18 protein-coding genes are annotated in these 16,829 nt (G+C 64.9%); 9 read left to right on the top strand and 9 right to left on the bottom strand.

Going from position 1 to position 16,829, the window contains the following annotated elements:
• Position 1: 1 nt before the first annotated feature.
• The 7 genes from H0B56_RS01810 to H0B56_RS01785 are packed head-to-tail and all read right to left on the bottom strand — an operon-like array spanning position 2 to position 4,473.
• Positions 2-526, bottom strand: coding sequence for a 3-hydroxyanthranilate 3,4-dioxygenase (locus H0B56_RS01810; RefSeq protein ID WP_180891159.1), 525 nt, complete (start codon positions 524-526; stop codon positions 2-4).
• Positions 523-960, bottom strand: coding sequence for a RidA family protein (locus tag H0B56_RS01805; protein ID WP_180891158.1), 438 nt, complete (start codon positions 958-960; stop codon positions 523-525). The genes H0B56_RS01810 and H0B56_RS01805 overlap by 4 nt, the downstream gene beginning before the upstream one ends.
• On the bottom strand, positions 938-1,756 hold the full coding sequence (locus tag H0B56_RS01800) for a 2-keto-4-pentenoate hydratase (protein WP_180891157.1): 819 nt from the start codon (positions 1,754-1,756) through the stop codon (positions 938-940). Before H0B56_RS01800 ends, H0B56_RS01805 begins: the two co-directional genes overlap by 23 nt.
• Positions 1,753-2,577, bottom strand: a complete 825-nt coding sequence (locus H0B56_RS01795; RefSeq protein WP_180891156.1) for a 2-keto-4-pentenoate hydratase — start codon at positions 2,575-2,577, stop codon at positions 1,753-1,755. The genes H0B56_RS01800 and H0B56_RS01795 overlap by 4 nt, the downstream gene beginning before the upstream one ends.
• Before the next feature lie 16 nt (positions 2,578-2,593).
• Positions 2,594-4,099: a 2-hydroxymuconic semialdehyde dehydrogenase gene (locus H0B56_RS01790; protein WP_180891155.1), complete on the bottom strand. Its 1,506-nt coding sequence runs from the start codon at positions 4,097-4,099 to the stop codon at positions 2,594-2,596.
• A gap of 52 nt (positions 4,100-4,151) precedes the next feature.
• Positions 4,152-4,277 (bottom strand): hypothetical protein, encoded by a 126-nt coding sequence (locus tag H0B56_RS23150; RefSeq protein ID WP_281373554.1) that lies wholly within the window; start codon positions 4,275-4,277, stop codon positions 4,152-4,154.
• Positions 4,255-4,473 (bottom strand): MBL fold metallo-hydrolase, encoded by a 219-nt coding sequence (locus H0B56_RS01785; RefSeq protein WP_180891154.1) that lies wholly within the window; start codon positions 4,471-4,473, stop codon positions 4,255-4,257. Before H0B56_RS01785 ends, H0B56_RS23150 begins: the two co-directional genes overlap by 23 nt.
• Before the next feature lie 114 nt (positions 4,474-4,587).
• Here H0B56_RS01785 and H0B56_RS01780 point away from each other — a divergent pair, with 114 nt between their 5' ends.
• From H0B56_RS01780 to H0B56_RS01740, 9 genes are all read left to right on the top strand, one after another.
• Positions 4,588-5,523, top strand: a complete 936-nt coding sequence (locus H0B56_RS01780) for a LysR substrate-binding domain-containing protein (RefSeq protein WP_180891153.1) — start codon at positions 4,588-4,590, stop codon at positions 5,521-5,523.
• A gap of 689 nt (positions 5,524-6,212) precedes the next feature.
• Entirely contained in the window at positions 6,213-6,983 is a 771-nt protein-coding gene (locus H0B56_RS23145) for an IclR family transcriptional regulator (RefSeq protein ID WP_180891152.1), read from the top strand.
• Positions 6,984-7,128: 145 nt separating this feature from the next.
• Positions 7,129-8,337: an ABC transporter ATP-binding protein gene (locus H0B56_RS01770; protein ID WP_180891151.1), complete on the top strand. Its 1,209-nt coding sequence runs from the start codon at positions 7,129-7,131 to the stop codon at positions 8,335-8,337.
• Positions 8,338-8,369: 32 nt separating this feature from the next.
• Positions 8,370-9,515, top strand: coding sequence for an extracellular solute-binding protein (locus H0B56_RS01765; RefSeq protein WP_180891150.1), 1,146 nt, complete (start codon positions 8,370-8,372; stop codon positions 9,513-9,515).
• A 107-nt stretch (positions 9,516-9,622) separates the two neighbouring features.
• Complete coding sequence (locus H0B56_RS01760; RefSeq protein WP_246360831.1) at positions 9,623-10,357, top strand: ABC transporter permease; 735 nt, start codon at positions 9,623-9,625, stop codon at positions 10,355-10,357.
• On the top strand, positions 10,354-11,187 hold the full coding sequence (locus H0B56_RS01755; RefSeq protein WP_180891148.1) for an ABC transporter permease: 834 nt from the start codon (positions 10,354-10,356) through the stop codon (positions 11,185-11,187). Before H0B56_RS01760 ends, H0B56_RS01755 begins: the two co-directional genes overlap by 4 nt.
• A 14-nt stretch (positions 11,188-11,201) precedes the next feature.
• Positions 11,202-13,175, top strand: coding sequence for an alpha-ketoacid dehydrogenase subunit alpha/beta (locus H0B56_RS01750; RefSeq protein ID WP_180891147.1), 1,974 nt, complete (start codon positions 11,202-11,204; stop codon positions 13,173-13,175).
• The gene (locus H0B56_RS01745) at positions 13,172-14,326 is read left to right on the top strand and encodes a mandelate racemase/muconate lactonizing enzyme family protein (protein WP_180891146.1); all 1,155 of its coding nucleotides are present in this window, start codon (positions 13,172-13,174) and stop codon (positions 14,324-14,326) included. The genes H0B56_RS01750 and H0B56_RS01745 overlap by 4 nt, the downstream gene beginning before the upstream one ends.
• Positions 14,316-15,059, top strand: a complete 744-nt coding sequence (locus H0B56_RS01740) for an SDR family NAD(P)-dependent oxidoreductase (protein ID WP_180891145.1) — start codon at positions 14,316-14,318, stop codon at positions 15,057-15,059. Before H0B56_RS01745 ends, H0B56_RS01740 begins: the two co-directional genes overlap by 11 nt.
• A 163-nt stretch (positions 15,060-15,222) precedes the next feature.
• On the opposite strand, the gene H0B56_RS01735 is transcribed toward H0B56_RS01740, so the two are convergent.
• Both H0B56_RS01735 and H0B56_RS01730 read right to left on the bottom strand, forming a co-directional pair.
• A complete protein-coding gene (locus tag H0B56_RS01735) occupies positions 15,223-15,996 on the bottom strand; it encodes a maleylpyruvate isomerase family mycothiol-dependent enzyme (RefSeq protein WP_180891144.1) in 774 nt (257 codons plus the stop codon).
• The gene (locus H0B56_RS01730; protein WP_180891143.1) at positions 15,993-16,826 is read right to left on the bottom strand and encodes a fumarylacetoacetate hydrolase family protein; all 834 of its coding nucleotides are present in this window, start codon (positions 16,824-16,826) and stop codon (positions 15,993-15,995) included. Before H0B56_RS01730 ends, H0B56_RS01735 begins: the two co-directional genes overlap by 4 nt.
• Positions 16,827-16,829 lie beyond the last annotated feature (3 nt).

Below are 16,829 nucleotides of genomic sequence, written 5' to 3'. Positions count from 1 at the left end.
GTCATCCCCTGCCCGGGTGCAGCTCGCCACAGCGACCACAGGTCCGTGCTTCGGTGTCCGCGTAGAACGCCTCGAACACCGGCGGCAGGTCCGCGACGATGTCGCGCACCTGCAGCTGCACCTCGTGGACCAGGTGCTCGCATCGCTGGCAGTACCACTGGAACTTCTCCAGCGTGCCTTCCTCGCGGAGGCGCTCGATGACCAGGCCGATCGAGTCGCTGTCAGGGCGCTGCGGCGAATGCGGTATGTCCCTCGGCAGCAGCCACATGTCGCCTTCGTTGATGTGCACCGTCTCCAGACCGTCCCCGGTCATCAGGTTCACGTGCATGTCGCCCTTGAACTGGTAGAACCACTCCTCGTACGGGTCGACGTGGAAGTCGGTACGCTGGTTGGGCCCGCCGATGACCTGGACGATGAAGTCGTCGACACGCTCCCAGACCTGCTTGTTGTTCACCGGCGGCTTGAGCTGGTCCTCGTTGTCCTTGACCCACTGCTCGAAGTTGATACTCGGGGGAATGCCGCTCATCGCCTGTGCTCCTTTCCGTGTCGGTCATCGAGATGGGCGACGGCCTGCATCTCGATGAGCAGGTGCGGGTGCGGTAGCTGGTGTACCGCCACCGTGGTCCTCGTGGGTCCGCTGTGGTCGAAGTACTCCGCGTAGACCTCGTTGTAACCGCCGAAATCGTTCATGCTGACCAGGTAGGTCGTGACCTGTACCAGGTCGTCCAGCTCGGCCCCCGCCGCTCGCAACAGGTCGCGGATGTTCTCGATCACCGCCCGGGTCTGGGTGCGGATGTCCAGCGATACCGTGCCCAGCGCGTCGGCCTCAGCCCCTGCGATGGTGTTGTCCGGCCCGCGGCTGCTCGTGCCGGATACGTACACGAACTCGCCGGCAACCTTCACGTGCGGAAACGCCCCGCGCGGGGCCGCCTTTCCGTCAACGACGCGCGATGTCGTCATGCTCACCTCCGTGCGTACGCAGGGTCGCCCTGCCCAGCTCCGCGACAGTGACCTCGACGTGGGTGGCCGCGGACAGCCAGTGCGCCGCCGTGGCTGCCCCGGCCAGCACGACCGACCCCGCATGTAGTGGCATGCCGTACCGCGTGGCCAGCCGGACGGCGGCGGCCACAGCGCGGAGCGGGTCGCCGAGGATCGCCGCCGTCGACCCCGTGTCGGCGAGCTGACCGTCCGTCTCGAGCATCACGCCGAGGTTGGTGATGTCGTGCGCGCGGTCGAACGCGGTCCACGGGCCGGTCACGTAGCCCGCGGCCGAGGTGTTGTCTGCGACCACGTCTTCCAGCGTGAAGCGGAAGTCGCGGTAGCGGGAGTCGATGATCTCCAGCGCGGGGGCGACGGCGTCGATCACCTCGGCGGGATCGGCATTCGGTCCGGCCTGTTCGACCCGGCCGGACAGCCGGAACGCGATCTCGGGTTCCACGCGGGGGTGGATGAACCGGCGCCGGTCGGTGGTCCCGCCGTCCGCGACGCGCATGGCGTCGGTGAGCCGCCCGGCGATCACTTCGGAGATCCCCATCTGAGCCATCTTGGCCTCGCTGGTGAATCCGAGCTTGAGACCCACCTCGCGCTCACCCCGTGCGTGGCGGCACGCCAGGAGCTCGGCCTGCACGCGGTAGGCCTCGTCCAGGGTGAGCGCCCGCGTCGCGGTGATCTGATCGACCGGGCTGGCCGTCGTCGCTGCCTCGTCGAGGGCGGCCGCGTGCGGCCCGGTGTCGGCGCCGGAATCCGCTCGTGTCATGCCACCTCCCCTTCCTCCTGTGTGAACACGGCGTGCACCTCGCCGAGCCCGTGGATCCGCGCGCGATAGCCGGTAGCAGCGCGCGCCGGGACCACCGGAACCATCGGACCCAGCGCCCCGGACAGCACCACCTCACCCGCGCGCAGCGGGTCACCGCGCCGCGCGAGCGTGCGGGCCAGCCAGGTCACCGCCGAGACGGGACTTCCGAGGCACGCGGCCCCGGCGCCGGTCGAGACGACCGTCCCCGTGCGTTCCATCGCCATGCCGGCGCGCACCAGGTCCACAGCGCCCGGCCGTACCGGGGTGGTGCCCAGCACCGCCGCACCGGTGGAGGCGTTGTCGGCCACCGTGTCGACGATCTGGATGTCCCACCCCGCCACGCGCGAGTCGACGATCTCGATGGCAGGCAACAGGTACTCCGTGGCCCGCAGCACGTCGGCCACCGTCGGCGAGGGGATGTCCAGATCGGTCCCGAGCACGAACGCGACCTCCGCCTCCGCCCGGGGCTGCAGGAACCCTGCCAAGGGGATCGCCTCCCGGTCAGCGTAGACGGCGTCGTCCAGGAGCATCCCGAAATCGGGCTGGTAGACCCCGAACTGCCGCTGCACGGCCGGTGAGGTCAGCCCGATCTTGCGGCCCACCCGGTGCCGCCCCTGCCGCAGCAAGCTCTCGATGACGGCTTCCTGCACGGCGTAGGCCTGGTCCAGGTCACCTTCGGCGAGCTCGTCGCGCACCGGGGGACATGGCTCGCGCAGCTGCCGCGCCTCGACCAGCAGGCGCGCCACGTGTGACACCCGGGTATCGGTGCTCGTCCGTGTCATCCTCAACGCCCTCCGTTCACAGTGCCACGCACACATTGGTCGGTTCGGTGTAGAAGTCCAGCGAATGCGCGCCACCCTCCCTGCCGATACCGGACAGGCCGATGCCGCCGAACGGGGAGCGCAGGTCCCGCAAGTACCACGTGTTGACCCAGGACATCCCGACCCGCATGCGCTGCGCGACGCGGTGGCCCCGCTCGAGGTCGCGTGTCCACACACACGCGGCGAGCCCGTAACGTGTGTCGTTGGCCAGCCGCACGGCCTCGTCCTCGGTGTCGAAGGGCACGAGGGCGGCAGCCGGACCGAATATCTCCTCCCGCAGCGTGCGCGCAGAGTTGTCCAGGTCCGTCCACAGTGTCGGTTCTATCCACGCGCCCGCGTCGAGTTCGGCGCCGAGCTCGGGTATACCGCCGCCCACCATCGTGTCGGCGCCCTCCTGCTCGGCGATCCGGTAGTGGCCGAGCACCTTCTCGCGATGTTCCGTCGAGATCAGCGGCCCGGTAGTCGTCACCGGATCCTCGGGCCTGCCCAGCATCAGCTTGCGCGCGCGCTCGGCAAGGCCCGCCGCGATCTCGTCGAAGACCGGCCGCTCGATGTAGAGCCGTTCGGTGCACAAGCACACCTGGCCGGTGTTGGTGAACACCGACCGGGCCAGCCCGTCGATGACGCGCTGCGGATCGGCGTCGGCGAAGACGACCGCGGCGTTCTTCCCACCCAGCTCGAACGACACGGGCCGAACGTGCGGGGCGACCGCGCGCATGATCGCCGCACCTGTCGACGACTCGCCGGTGAACGTCACCCCGTCCACGTCCGGGTGGGCCGTCAACCACTCGCCTGCCGACCCGGGCCCGAAGCCGTGCACGACGTTGTAGACACCGCGCGGTGCCCCCGCCTCGCGAAGCACCTCGGCGAGCATCGTCGCCGTCGACGGGGTCTCCTCCGACGGCTTGACCACGACGGCGTTGCCGCATGCCAGCGCCGGAGCCACCTTCCAGGTCAGCAGCAACAGGGGCAGGTTCCACGGCACGATCACCGCCACCACCCCCAGCGACCTGCGCACGGCGTAGTTCAATGCGCGCCGCCCGTCCGGCGTCTCGGTGAGGAACGAATCCAGCCCCGAGGCCGACACCACATCTGCGAAAGTGCGGAAGTTCGCCGCGGCCCGAGCCACGTCCAGCTCGCGGGCGGTGGCCAGCGGTTTACCGGTGTCCGCAACCTCCGCGGCCGCAAGCTCCTCGGCACGCTCCTCGATGACATCGGCGACCCGACGCAGCAAGCCCGCACGCTCAGCCACTGTCCAGCGCGCCCACTCACCGTCGAGGGCTCGGCGCGCCGACCCGACGGCGGCGTCGACGATCTCATCGCCCGCCTCGTGCACCGACGCGACCGCACTACCGTCGACCGGACTGTACTTGTCGAACGTGCCAACGCCGTCGATCGAGTCCCCGTCCACGACGTTGTACAGCTCCGTGCGTCGATACCGCTCCCCGCTGTCCCGCACGGCGGGCGTGGCGCTCGTTGACATGGTCTGCTCCTCGTACGGTCGTGGCCGGATCCGGCGGCGTGTGTGCGGGTCCTCAGACGCGCAGCAGGTCGTGCGAGACGACGATCTCGCCGTCGAACCGCGAGCGGGCCCGCGCGGCGGCCGCTGCCACAGCTCCGGCCTCGGCTGCGGACGTATCAGGCTGCCTGAAGTGCCGCATGCTCGCTGTGGTGGTGCGTGCTCCCCAACGTGGCGAGGTCACGCAGGTCAACACCGGCCCGCGTCAGCTGGCGCGCGACGCCGTTGCCGCAGTCGACGACGTGGATCCCGCCCTCGTGCACGATCGCCGTCGCCGGCGCGGTTCGTTCGGTGTTGAGCTGCGGATCGCCACCGCTGCCGAGAACGACGTGCTCCATCTAGCCTCTCCTGACGTGTTTGCTCCGCTGACTACGACGGTAGATAGGAAATACATATCCAACTAATACTCTTCCCGTAGCCCGCCATACCCATACGGACATAGAATCCCGGATATGACGACCGAGCGGATACTCGACGGGCGGCTCAAGATTCGCCATCTCGTCCTCGTCACCACCATCGCCGAGCACGGCAGCATCATCCGCGCCGCAGAGAACCTGCACGTCACGCAGCCCGTGGTTACCCGGGGCCTGCACGAGGTCGAGGAGATCCTCGACGTGCCCCTTTTCGACCGCACCTCCCGCGGTGTCTCCCCCACCATTTACGGGGACTCCTTCATCAGCGACGCCCGCGCCGTGCTCGCACGGCTGCGGCACTCCGAGCGACAGCTGACCCAGCTCTCCAATGCGGAGCTGGGCACGGTCACGGTAGGCACCCACCTCGCGGGGTCGAACCTGCTGCTGCCGAGGGCGATCGCCGCGCTGAAGGCCGAGCGGCCCAACCTCACCGTCGTGGTACGGGAGGCCACACCGGACGCACTGCACGCTGCGCTGCTCGCAGGCGACATCGACATGACCGTAGGGCGCCTGACCTCCACGAGCAATGGCAGCCGGGTGAGCGTCGAGCACATGTACATGGAGCCGATACGGCTCGTCGCGCGCCGCGGGCACGCCGCCCACGAGTTGGATTCCCCCGCACTCGCCGACCTGCTCGACTACCCGTGGATCCTGCCGGTCGACCAGACCGCGTTGCGTGCCGAGCTGGAGGAGTCGTTCACGCAGGAGGGCCTGGACCTGCCGGCGGACCGTGTCGAGTGCACCTCATTGCTCACGCTGCGACACCTGCTGGTGTCCACGGACGTCATCGCCGCGCTTCCCCTACTGATCGCCGAGGAGGACGACCAGCTCGAGATCCTTCCGACCCCGCTGCGCGGGATCCGCCGCAACGTCGGAGTCACGCTGGCCGCCGACCAGCCACTGACACCGGCCGCGACGGCGCTGCTCGAACAGCTGCGTACCGAGGCCGCACAGCTGCACGAGTCGTTCCGGTGAGGGTCACGTCCGACGTCGCGATGTATGGGGTGCGCTCGTGTGATCCGTTCGTAGTCTAGGCGTTTAGCACAGGACCACTGCTACTACAGTCGCACCTTTTTCGATCTTGCTCAGTCTGTCTTCGCTGTTGACGGAACTTTGAGGCTGATCGTCGATGGATGGGTAAGAAGCCATGCGCACCGCCAAAGACGAACACGACCTAGATCACGACCAGATACGGCGATGGACCGGGTGGGATTGCCACATCACGCTGTGCATGCTCGCGCATCCCTACCGCACCGTCATCAGGCCGAGACAAATGGCCCATACCGTCGATGCACCGGGCAGCATGAGCAATCCCATCACATGCGCGACTGTACTCATTGGACAATCGAGCGGCCGAGGAGCTTCGCCGACGAGGTCTGGTAGTCACCGACCTGCCGAGAGCTGTTCACCAGCCTCACACCGCGGGCACAACGTCGAACGTCGTCGTTGCAGGGCGATACCCACACCCTGGTGACCCCGTACTGCGCACCAGGAACGTACTTGGCCGTCGCGAAGTGAACTACCTCTCCAGCATCCGCTGCGGCCAGCGAGAAGTACAGGTCCAGGTCCCTGATCGCATCAACGCGATGCTTGACGCCCACGGTCGCCGCCGCTTAGTCTCGACAATATCGAAATCGTACTTCATATTATGAAATCGAGTAGCTATGGTCGACGCTGATTCGGGTAGTGAGACACGAGTTCAAGCCGTCCAACGCGCCTCCCGACTCCTCATGGCGGTAGTCAACGGGAGCACCGATGGCACTGCGAAGGGGCTTGCGACGGCTCTTGGACTAGCTGTGCCCACAACCCACCATCTATTGAGCACTCTGGTAGATGAAGGACTCTTGGCGCGTGGCGATCAGTCACGTTATGTACTCGGCCCGCAGGTGCTCCTCCTGGCAGAGGCGTTCTACCGTGACGACAGCGCTCCGGAATACATGGTTGGCGCCTTGCGAAGGCTGGCCGATCAGACGCGTGAGACTTCGTATGTAGCGGCCTGGCGCGGCACCGATATTCGAATGCTCGCGTCGATCGAGAGTCAGCAGCCGCTTCGAGTCGAGGTGCCGTCGGGACCCTACGTCGACGCTCACGCTAGGGCAACGGGAAAGGCTCTTCTGGCCTTTGCCCGAGCGGAAACACGAGACGCGTACCTGAAACTCAACCCGATGCGCCCGGTGACACAGTCAACGATCACTGACAAAGACAGTTTCGACGAGGAACTGAAACGCACACGCGAGCGTGGTTACGCAATAGACGAAGAGGAATTCCATGCCGACGTCAGTTGCGTTTCGGTACCGGTGCTGACCGGTGGATACGCGGTCGCGGCATTCTCCATATCGGCTCCAACTTCTCGTTTCGCCGAAAAACGTGAATCTCTGATCTCTGCCACCAGGTCGGTTGCCGTGTCGGTCGAAGGAGCAATCACTACGGAGTAAATCCCCAAGACAAGGGACCGAAACGAATTGCGACTGGCCGCTCGCATCAAGGTAACATCAGCACGCCCTTCCGCGCTCGCATCCACGCTACTACACCTCCGAGCACGAAAAGGTGACGGAAAACATGGAACGAGGCCCTGCGACAATGACATCTCCCTCTCCACCGGTTTCCGACAGGCGCCACTCGCCGGACAATGACGGCGAGACAAAAGAGCGCAGAGGGGCCGAGATCGATCTCATTTCCCTGACCAAGATCTACGACGCCGGCAAGGTTCACGCCTTGGACGACGTTTCAGCACGGATAACCCCCGGCGAATTCGTAACCTTCCTGGGCCCCTCCGGCGCCGGCAAGACCAGCGTACTTCGCCTGTTGGCTGGGTTAGAGTTTCCAGCCCGAGGACAGGTACTACTGAATGGTCGGGACGTGACCAGCGTGCCTCCTCAACGTCGGGAAATGGGCGTCGTATTTCAGGATTACGCCTTGTTCCCGCACATGACCGTGTACCAGAACTGTGCTTTCCCGCTGCAGGTGCGGCGCGTGCATGCCGGCACGATCAGGCAGACGGTCGACGCGGTATTGAACACTGTGCAGCTGAGCGAGCATGGCGATCGGTACCCGGCTCAGCTGAGCGGTGGCCAGAAGCAGCGCGTGGCGATCGCGCGCACACTCGTGTACGAACCCCAGGTGTTGCTCATGGACGAGCCGCTGGGGGCTCTGGACAAGAACCTGCGCGAGCATATGCAGTTGGAACTGCGTCAGTTACAGCAACGACTGGGCGTTACGTGCGTATACGTGACGCATGACCAGGACGAGGCGATGGCTCTTTCCGACCGGATCGCAGTGATGCGAGACGGTCGGATCGAGCAAATGGGATCTCCGAGAGACCTGTATCGCGCTCCACACAACGACTTCGTTGCCGGATTCTTCGGCAAGATGAACTTCATCCCCGGTGCAGTAGCAGGATCGGACGGCGAGAACGTGTACGTCGACACTCGGCTCGGACCGATTCGGGTGTCGCGCGAATTGGCACGACTGTCGTCGGGCTCACTCGCGGTCGATACTCCCGTAACAGTCGCAGTGCGCCCCGAAAAGGTGTCGGTGGCCGCGTCCACACCGCATGGCACAGCCGTCAATTCGCTCGGTCTCACCGTCGAACAAATCAGATATGCCGGTGCTTCCATATACGTTGACGGTGTCGACCACACCCACGGGATGAGGGTGGTCGCGTGCGTGCCGCCAGAAAGCAACGACATCAGAACCGGGGAACCAGCATCGTTCCACTTCCTTGTGGAGAACACATTAGTTTTCGAGCGTGGACCTACTGACCAGCCTGAGGCTGAGAAGTCAGAGTAGCGCAGATCCACTTACCCGGATGGGAGAGCTTGATGAACAAGAGAGCAACAACGTTGTTCGCGTTCATGGCGATCGCGAGCCTGATTGCTGCATGCGGCGAACCGACATCACCGGGCACGTCTGGCAATGACCAAGCCGACGAACAGTCCGGCGGCCCAGTGGACATCAAAAGCCTCAGCGGTTCGGTGAACTTGAACACGTCTGGTGGCGTGGTGGACGAGATCTGGCAGGAGTCTTGGTGGGCACCATTCACGGACGAGACCGGCGTTGATGTTCGAACGAGCTCCCCGGCTGACCTCTCCAGACTTCGTGCGCAGGTGGAATCCGGCAACGTCGAGTGGGACGTCACCGAGATCGAGACGGGAGGGCAGTACCTCGAGGCAGTCGAACAGGAGTTGCTAACTGAATTTGACCAGGAGCGATTCCGGGAGTATTTCGAGCAGTTGGGCGGCGACTGGGACGACATGATGCCCGAGGCGGTGGCGACGCACGGAATCAGGCATGCGCCGTTTGCCACCATCCTGATGTTCGACGAGCGCGAGTTCCCCGAGGGTGAACCACAGCCGACTTCTGTGACCGACCTGTGGAACGTGGAGGACTTCCCAGGGCCACGGTGCATACACGAGCAAGCGCTGTACAACCTGGAGATCGCATTGGCCGCTGACGGCGTCGGCGCCGACGAGATGTATCCACTCGATGTCGAGCGGGCAATCGGAAAGCTCGACGAACTCGCTCCGCACATCGCGACGTTCTGGAACGCGGGCGCAGAGTCGATCCAACTGGTAGCCGATGGTGAATGCGTCATGAGCACGGTGTGGAACGGTCGCCCGTTCGGCGCCCAGAGCGAAGACGACATCGACTATCTCGGCGTGGCCTGGGACTCGGGAATCATGGCCAGTAGCTACTGGGTCATCCCGCGCGGCGCGCCCAACCCGGAATCCGCATACGCGCTGCTCGCGACCTACCAGCTGCCCGAGGTCGGCGCGTCGACGGCGAACCAGGTGGGATACGGCAACACGAACACTGCTACGGACGATCTGATCAACGAGGACGCTCGTCCTTTCGTTGCCACCTACGGACCGAACATGGACGTCGTGACGGTCCAGGACGAGCAATGGTGGTATGAGAACGGTGAGTCTGCCGAGGAACGGTTCAGCAAATGGCGACTCGCTCAGTGATCGCGCCGCGGGTGCGGCAATTCCGGCTACCTCGTGGGATCGGGTTCCTGCTCCCAGCTCTCATCCTTGTCGGGTCTATCACCGTCGTTCCGGTCGTCCGAATCGTGATGATCAGCTTCGGCGACGGGCTGGCGAACTACCAAGAGCTGTTCCAGAGTGGTGTATTCTGGTCCACACTGCGCATCACGATGGAGATCTCAGTCGCGTCCACAGTGATGTGCTTGCTGCTCGGATACCCGTTCGTTTACCTGATCACCAGCTTCCGTGAGAGCGTGACACGACGTTTCCTGCTGGTCGTGGTCACGACGTTCTGGATCAGCCTTATCGTGCGCGTGTACGCATGGATGGTCATATTGGGCCGCAACGGCATCGTCAACGACGCGCTCGTGAGTATCGGCCTTGTCGACGAACCACTCGACCTCCTATTCAACCGAGTCTCAGTAATCATCGGGATGGTTCATTACCTGCTCCCTTATATGATCCTTGCGCTGTACGGCGGCATGGTGGGCATAGATCGCGGGCTGACGGTAGCAGCGCAAACGCTGGGAGCTTCCGCGTTCCAGGCGTTCCGCCGGGTCTACCTGCCGCAGAGCCTGCCGGCCGTGTTCGCCGGATCGATGCTGGTCTTCATTCTCGCGACTGGCTTCTTCGTGGTTCCGTCGCTGCTCGGCGGGCCAGGAGAGATGACGCTTTCGGTGTTCATGGAGCGGCAGACATTCTTCCTGAATTGGGGATCGGCAACATCGTCGGCAGTGCTGCTCTCCGCTGTGTCCATCGTGCTGTTCGTCAGCATGGATCGACTGGTCGGGCTGGACAAGCTGTTCGGGGCGGTGCGGCGATGAGTGCAACGGCGCGTGTATCGAGCAAGCGGAGTTCGATCCTGCTCTGGATCGTGGCGATCGGGGTGGTGCTGTTCTTGATCGCACCGGTTACGATCGTCGTACCCGTCTCCTTCAACTCCACCCGCTTCCTCGAGTTCCCCCCACCAGAATGGTCGATGCGCTGGTATATCGAGTTCCTGGACAGCGGTGGCTGGACGGCCTCGTTGTGGCGCAGCCTCCTCGTCGGATTCCTTGCTGCCGCCATCGCGACGCCGGTTGGCACGCTGGCCGCACTCGGCCTCGTGCGCGGGCGCTTCCGCGGCAAGCAGCTGATACGAAGTGCCCTCATGCTGCCATTGACCGTTCCCCTGATCGTACTGTCGATCGGCCTGTATGCGGTCTACTCCGACCTGCGAATGGTCGGCTCCGTATGGGCGCTTGTGCTGGCACACGCCACGCTAGGCTTACCGTTCGTGGTACTGGTGATGTCGGGTGCCGTGCAGAACTTCGACGAGACACTTGAACGCGCAGCGTGGACGCTCGGGGCATCCAAGCTTCGAACGTTCTGGCAGATCACCATTCCCTCGTTACGTCCTGCGCTCGCGGCGTCGGCACTGTTCGCGTTCATCATGTCGTTCGACGAGATCGTGATCGCTGTCTTCGTCTCGGGCGTGCACGGTGAGACGCTCCCGGTGCGCATCTTCTCTTTCCTACAGACCGAGATCAGCCCAGTAATCGCGGCTGTCTCGACGTTGCTCTTGTTGGCACTGCTGAGTCTGCTGCTCGGACGCGCCATGGCGAAAGTTTTGTCCGCCCGTCGCTCCGCTCGGCAGGCGACGGCAGATCGATGAGTGGAGTGAAATCCATGAGTGCTGAACGGCTCGCTGGAGTCGAGGCGTATAGCCGCATGTCGGTGGTTCGAGCATTCGAACGAACGTGCTTGGACCTGTCCGTCCAGCAAAGGATCGCAGGGTCGGTGCACGTGTGCCTCGGCCAGGAAGCCATCCCGGTCGGGGCACGTGCGGCCCTCGCTTCCGCAGATCCGGTTGTAGCGACGTATCGCGGCCACGGGTGGGCAATATCGTCCGGTGTTCCGCTCGACGGACTACTCGGCGAGATCTGTCATCGCGCGGATGGGATCAACGGTGGTCGTGGCGGTTCCGCGTACTTGACTGCGCCCGGGTACGGATTCTACGGCGAGAATTCGATCGTCGGCGCCGGTATTCCCGTCGCGTGTGGATTGGCGATGCACGCGGCGTGGGCAGGTGATGGCGTGGTCGCGGTATCGATTGGTGACGGCGCCATGAACCAGGGCGCAACGCACGAAGGCCTGGTGTTCGCCGCAGCGCGCTCACTCCCGTTGGTCGTCATCTGCGGGAACAACGGCTGGTCCGAGATGACCCCGATCGACTCCATGATCCGTGCACCGCTCACGGAGCGTGTCGCGGGTTACGGGATCGACGCTTGGGTGGTCGACGGATGCGATGCGGCGGCGGTACAGGATGCAGTCTGCCAGGCCCGCGCCGCCGCGGTGCGCGGCGCCGGTCCGGTATTCCTCGAATGCCGCACGGTACGGCTCTCCGGGCATTACAACCGCGACATCCAACATTACCGGCCTAAAGCCGACGTCCAACAGGCCGAACACGACGAACCGCTGGCACGTTTGCGTCGTTCCTTGGTGGAGACCGGCGAGGCAACAAGCGCGGCGCTGGATCAGCTGGACGTTGACGCACAGCGCGAGATCGACCGTGTGCTGGCGGCCGTAGAAGCGATGCCCTTCCCAGATCCCGACACTGCCCGCGAGCATGTTGCCGCGGTGCCGGGTGGCATGACCCATTACCGAACCCCGAGCGGCGAAGCGACGCGGTTGACCTACCAGCGTGCGGTAAACCTCGCGCTACGCTCCGAGTTGCGGGAACGTCCGGGTACCGTGGTCTATGGTGAGGACGTCGGTCAGGCCGGCGGGATCTTCGGCGTGAGCCGCAAGCTGCAGAAGGAATTCGGGCCTGAGCGCGTTTTCGATACGCCGATCTCGGAGAGTGCCATTCTGGGCTCCGCTGTTGGCGCCTCCATGGCGGGTCTCCGCCCCATCGTGGAAATCATGTGGGCCGACTTCCTCCTCGTTGCGCTGGATCAGCTAGTCAACCAAGCGGCCAACGTCCGCTATGTGAGCCGGGGCGAGCTGCACGCTCCGATGGTCGTGCGCACCCAGCAAGGTGTCACACCCGGATCGTGTGCCCAGCATTCGCAAAGTGTGGAGGCGCTGCTCACGCACGTTCCCGGGATCAACGTCGGTCTTCCGGCTACCCAGCACGACGCGTACGCCATGTTGCGGGCTGCGGCGCAGGATGCCGATCCCTGCGTCCTAATCGAGTCGCGCGTCCTGTACCAGGATGAAGGGCCTGTCTGGCCGGACCAGCCGGACGAGACCATCGGAGGAGCGCGTTGGCGCCGCGCTGGCACCGACCTGGCGATCGTCACCTGGGGTGCAATGCTCGGTCAGTGCTTCGAGGCGGCCGAGACGCTTTCCGGCGATGGAATCGAGGCGTCGATCCTCGATCTGCGGTGGCTCTCGCCGCTCGACGACAACGCGATCGACGAAGCCGTCACCTCGTCGGCGGGTAGGGTGCTGATCGTCCACGAAGCGAACATGATGGCTGGTTTCGGCGCTGAGGTTGCGGCGCGGATAGCCGAGCGGCATCCCGAGCTGGAGCGGGCGACGGTGGCACGCCTCGGCGCGCCCGATGTGCGCATACCGGCGGCACCGAACCTGCAGGGCGCGCTGATACCGGACGTCCAGAGCATCGTCGAGCAGGCGCGGGTGGTGGCGAAAGAATGACGGCGGCGGACTTCCCCTCGATCAAACGGATCGACGTGGCCGAAGCTCGATTCACGCTGACCGAGCCGGTCATCATGGGCAGTCACACGGTCACTGACCGGGAGTACACCTTCGTTCGGATCGTCACCGACTCCGGGGCCCACGGCTGCTCTTACGGGATTACCAGGCTACTGCCGGTCGCGTCGGCAATCGAACGTATGGTCGCGCCCTTGTACCTGGACGAGTACATCGGTGCCCCCGCAGATACGTACCACCGGGTGGGCCAACAGCTCGGAGTCCTGAGCGGCGACAGCTGCGTGCGGCGTGCCCTGAGCTTGCTGGACATCGCCATGTGGGACGCCTGCGGAGTGCACTTGGAAAGCCCGGTCAGTGAGCTCATCGGGCCAGGCGAGGGCTCATCGCCGATGTTGATGTCGGTGGACGGTTACCTCCCCGCGACGGGAGAGACGGCTCGTATCCGACGCAGCGTCGAGACAACGCTCGAGACGGGGATACGTACGGTGAAGTTTGCCTGCCTGGACGACCCCGACACGATGCGCAGGATGATCGACACCGTCGCGCCGGAGGCACGCGACACAGATCTGTCCGTCGTCGTGGACATGATCTGGACTCTTAGGTCGGTTGAGGACGGGCGTGCAGTGGCACGTTCGCTCAGTGGTTTGAATGTCGAGTGGATCGAGGATCCTTACCCGGGTCAGATGCTACGGAACAGTGACATCGCCCACGAAGCTTTCGACACGAAGATCGCGTTCGGCGACGAGACCACCGATCCCTATTTGCTGTACGACTTGACCGCTCTCGACCGCACAGACGTCGTGCGGGTGGATGCCACCACCATCGGGGGTCTGACCGGTGCCGCAGCAGTGATCCGTAAGGCTCATGACCGCGGCTACCCGGTCGGATGTCACATCTACCCGGAGATCCACCAACATCTCGCACACTCCGCTGTCGACGCTGAGTACGTCGAGATCTTTCCGGCCGACGGCAGATTCGACGCAGCCGACCGGTTCCGAACGAGAACCGTCGACATATCCGCCGGCACGATCGCCCCGCCGACCGATCCCGGGTTGGGCCTGGGTCTGGACTGGGAGGCCATCGCTCGGGCGAGTTCTTCGTTCAATACCGTCGAGGAGAGCAAGCATGGCAGCTGACAGTCGTGGCTCGCATGTCATCGTGACCGGAGGATCGCACGGCATCGGACGAGAGACTGTCCGCCGTCTTGTGAGCGACCCGAACGTGCGCTGCAGCGTACTCGACCTCAACCCGGAGCCGTTTGACGACGAGCACAGTGTCCGAACGTTTGCGTGCGATGTTTCCGATCAGATGGCTGTAAGCCATGCTGTAGAACGGACCGTCGCGTGGGCTGGACCGCCGACAGGTCTGGTAACCGCGGCGGGGGTCGTCAGCAATGATGCGACTGTGTCTATCGGAGCGGAGCTCTGGCGGCACATCGTCGGCGTGCATTTGGACGGCACGCTTTTCGCTTGCCAAGCAGCTGGACGGTACATGATGAGTGCCGGCGGGGGCGCAATCGTGACTCTCTGCTCGGTCGCGATGGACTACGGCGCACCGGGTCGGGCAGCCTACGCTGCGGCCAAATCGGGAATCAGATCGCTGACCAGGACGCTCGCGTGCGAATGGGCCGAGTACGGAATCCGAGCGAACGCCATCGCGCCGGGCGATGTGCGCACGTCCATGTACGACGAGCTCATCGCGCAGGGTGTCATGGACGAGTCCGTGGTGCGATCGTGGCACGCGCTTGCACGCCCCGGCGAACCCTCCGAGATCGCCGCAGCCGTCGATTTTCTGCTGGGTTCGGACAGTTCGTTCATCACCGGCGAGCTCCTCAAGGTGGACGGCGGGTTCACGGTCAAGAAGATCTGACCTGTCAACCACGGACAACCTTCCCGGTCATCGGATCGCACTCGCGCAGGTACGCCACACCGCGATGACGCAGGAATCCGAGCACCGTCCGGGGCGCGACCCTGAGCTTCGGGCCGAGCATGTATTTGCCACAGCGCTGCTGCACCCGAGCCGCTACCTGCCCCTAGAGCCACCGTGGCAGGGTGGGCACCACGCCGTCTCGGTGCAGCTCGTCGGCGCTCGTACGCCCGGTGAGCCAGCCTGCGATGCGGCAGGCCGGACCGCTCAGCACTGCGCTCGGGGTTTCCGCTGCCGGCCCGAACCGCACCGGCGGGTGGCCGTGCGGCCGCAGTTCGATCGCGGTATCGATCCGGGAGGACATCCACGACGCCACGTCGCGCACCAGCGCTTCGGCGATGTCGTCGGGAAGGTCGTCCATGGCAACACCTGCGTCCAGGTCCAACACGTGGAGCCACAACTCACGGGCGCGCATCCATGGCACCTCGGACGCGGGTATGTCACGGCCCTGCGCGCTGGTAACCCGCGCCGACCACCCGTGTTCGGTCAACCGTGCCGCTGCCTCGGCGAATCGGCGTCCGGATTCGGCCAGGTCACCGGCTTGCTCTCCGAGCGGGCGCTCCGCCCCCGCCTCGATCTCGGCGTCCCGCTGATGCCGGGAGGAATACATCGGCGTCGGGTTTCCAGTACGCGCCCACTCCAGCAGGTTGACCAGCGCATCAGCGTTGCGCGCGAGGTGCGTGATCACGTGCCCCCGGCTCCAGCGCGGCAGCGCCGAGGGAAGTCGTACATCGTCGTCCAGCGCGGCTACGGTCTGCTCGACGAGTCGTTGCCCGTCCTGGACCCATCGCAGCGCTGAGCTCACCTCGGGAGGCCACGCGTCGCCGCGAACCTGATGGTGCTGGGGGGATTCGCTCGCTCTCCCGCCGCTATCGCTCACGAAGTGCCCTCCTTCACGCAACGATTCACGCACGGGCCCAACCCGTCGATGACCGTGCGCACCACATCGCCGTCTGCCAGGAACGTCTTCGGGTCACGCGCCGCGCCGACACCGCCCGGTGTGCCGGTCGCGATCACGTCACCGGCCCGCAACGTCGTGAACCGGCTGATATAGGAGACCAGATCGGCCGGCCGGAACAACAGGTCCGACGTACGGCTCGACTGCATGACCTCCCCGTTGACCTCACACGTGATGGCTAGATCAGCGGCATCGTCGACCTCGTCGGGGGTGACCAGCCACGGTCCGACGGGAGTGCTGGCCTCGAAGGCCTTGCCCTGCAGCCATTCCACGGTCCGCCACTGCCAGTCGCGCATCGAGATGTCGTTGAGCACGGTGTAGCCGGCGATCGCGGATGCTGCCTGTGCAGGGGTGACGTGGCGGGCGGAGCGTCCGACGATCACGGCAAGTTCGGCTTCCCAGTCGACCTCGTCGCTGACGTCGGGCAGGGCGATGTCGTCGTGTGCGCCCAGCAGGCTATCGGCGAACTTGGCGAACAGCGTGGGGTACGTGGGCAGTTCACGCCCCATCTCGAGGATATGGGTGCGGTAGTTCAGGCCCACGCAGATGATCTTCGACGGGTTGACAACTACGGGGGCGTACTCCACGTCGGCCGTTGCGAATCGCCTCCCCCCTGTTGCTCCGGCCGTCGTGAGCCAGTCCGGTTCCGCCAGTAGCGCGCCGACATCCGGGGCACCGAGTTCTACGGCGTGCTCCCCGTCGATCCGTACAGCGACGGAGCCGCCCGGGGTGCGAATCGTGGCGAGTTTCAACGT

Origin of the sequence: Haloechinothrix aidingensis (assembly GCF_013450155.1) — a bacterium.
Lineage (GTDB): Bacteria > Actinomycetota > Actinomycetes > Mycobacteriales > Pseudonocardiaceae > Haloechinothrix > Haloechinothrix aidingensis.
This window is presented reverse-complemented; position numbering and strand designations above follow the sequence as displayed.

What these genes read in the sequence shown, in the direction of transcription:
- H0B56_RS01745 (WP_180891146.1), top strand. Translation starts at nt 13,172, where the DNA reads ATGACGGCGGCGGACTTCCCCTCGATCAAACGGATCGACGTGGCCGAA.
- H0B56_RS01790 (WP_180891155.1), bottom strand. Translation starts at nt 4,099, where the DNA reads ATGTCAACGAGCGCCACGCCCGCCGTGCGGGACAGCGGGGAGCGGTAT.
- H0B56_RS01780 (WP_180891153.1), top strand. Translation starts at nt 4,588, where the DNA reads ATGACGACCGAGCGGATACTCGACGGGCGGCTCAAGATTCGCCATCTC.
- H0B56_RS01795 (WP_180891156.1), bottom strand. Translation starts at nt 2,577, where the DNA reads ATGACACGGACGAGCACCGATACCCGGGTGTCACACGTGGCGCGCCTG.
- H0B56_RS01765 (WP_180891150.1), top strand. Translation starts at nt 8,370, where the DNA reads ATGAACAAGAGAGCAACAACGTTGTTCGCGTTCATGGCGATCGCGAGC.
- H0B56_RS01750 (WP_180891147.1), top strand. Translation starts at nt 11,202, where the DNA reads ATGAGTGCTGAACGGCTCGCTGGAGTCGAGGCGTATAGCCGCATGTCG.
- H0B56_RS23145 (WP_180891152.1), top strand. Translation starts at nt 6,213, where the DNA reads ATGGTCGACGCTGATTCGGGTAGTGAGACACGAGTTCAAGCCGTCCAA.
- H0B56_RS23150 (WP_281373554.1), bottom strand. Translation starts at nt 4,277, where the DNA reads ATGCGGCACTTCAGGCAGCCTGATACGTCCGCAGCCGAGGCCGGAGCT.
- H0B56_RS01740 (WP_180891145.1), top strand. Translation starts at nt 14,316, where the DNA reads ATGGCAGCTGACAGTCGTGGCTCGCATGTCATCGTGACCGGAGGATCG.
- H0B56_RS01755 (WP_180891148.1), top strand. Translation starts at nt 10,354, where the DNA reads ATGAGTGCAACGGCGCGTGTATCGAGCAAGCGGAGTTCGATCCTGCTC.
- H0B56_RS01785 (WP_180891154.1), bottom strand. Translation starts at nt 4,473, where the DNA reads ATGGAGCACGTCGTTCTCGGCAGCGGTGGCGATCCGCAGCTCAACACC.
- H0B56_RS01770 (WP_180891151.1), top strand. Translation starts at nt 7,129, where the DNA reads ATGACATCTCCCTCTCCACCGGTTTCCGACAGGCGCCACTCGCCGGAC.
- H0B56_RS01810 (WP_180891159.1), bottom strand. Translation starts at nt 526, where the DNA reads ATGAGCGGCATTCCCCCGAGTATCAACTTCGAGCAGTGGGTCAAGGAC.
- H0B56_RS01805 (WP_180891158.1), bottom strand. Translation starts at nt 960, where the DNA reads ATGACGACATCGCGCGTCGTTGACGGAAAGGCGGCCCCGCGCGGGGCG.
- H0B56_RS01760 (WP_246360831.1), top strand. Translation starts at nt 9,623, where the DNA reads ATGATCAGCTTCGGCGACGGGCTGGCGAACTACCAAGAGCTGTTCCAG.
- H0B56_RS01800 (WP_180891157.1), bottom strand. Translation starts at nt 1,756, where the DNA reads ATGACACGAGCGGATTCCGGCGCCGACACCGGGCCGCACGCGGCCGCC.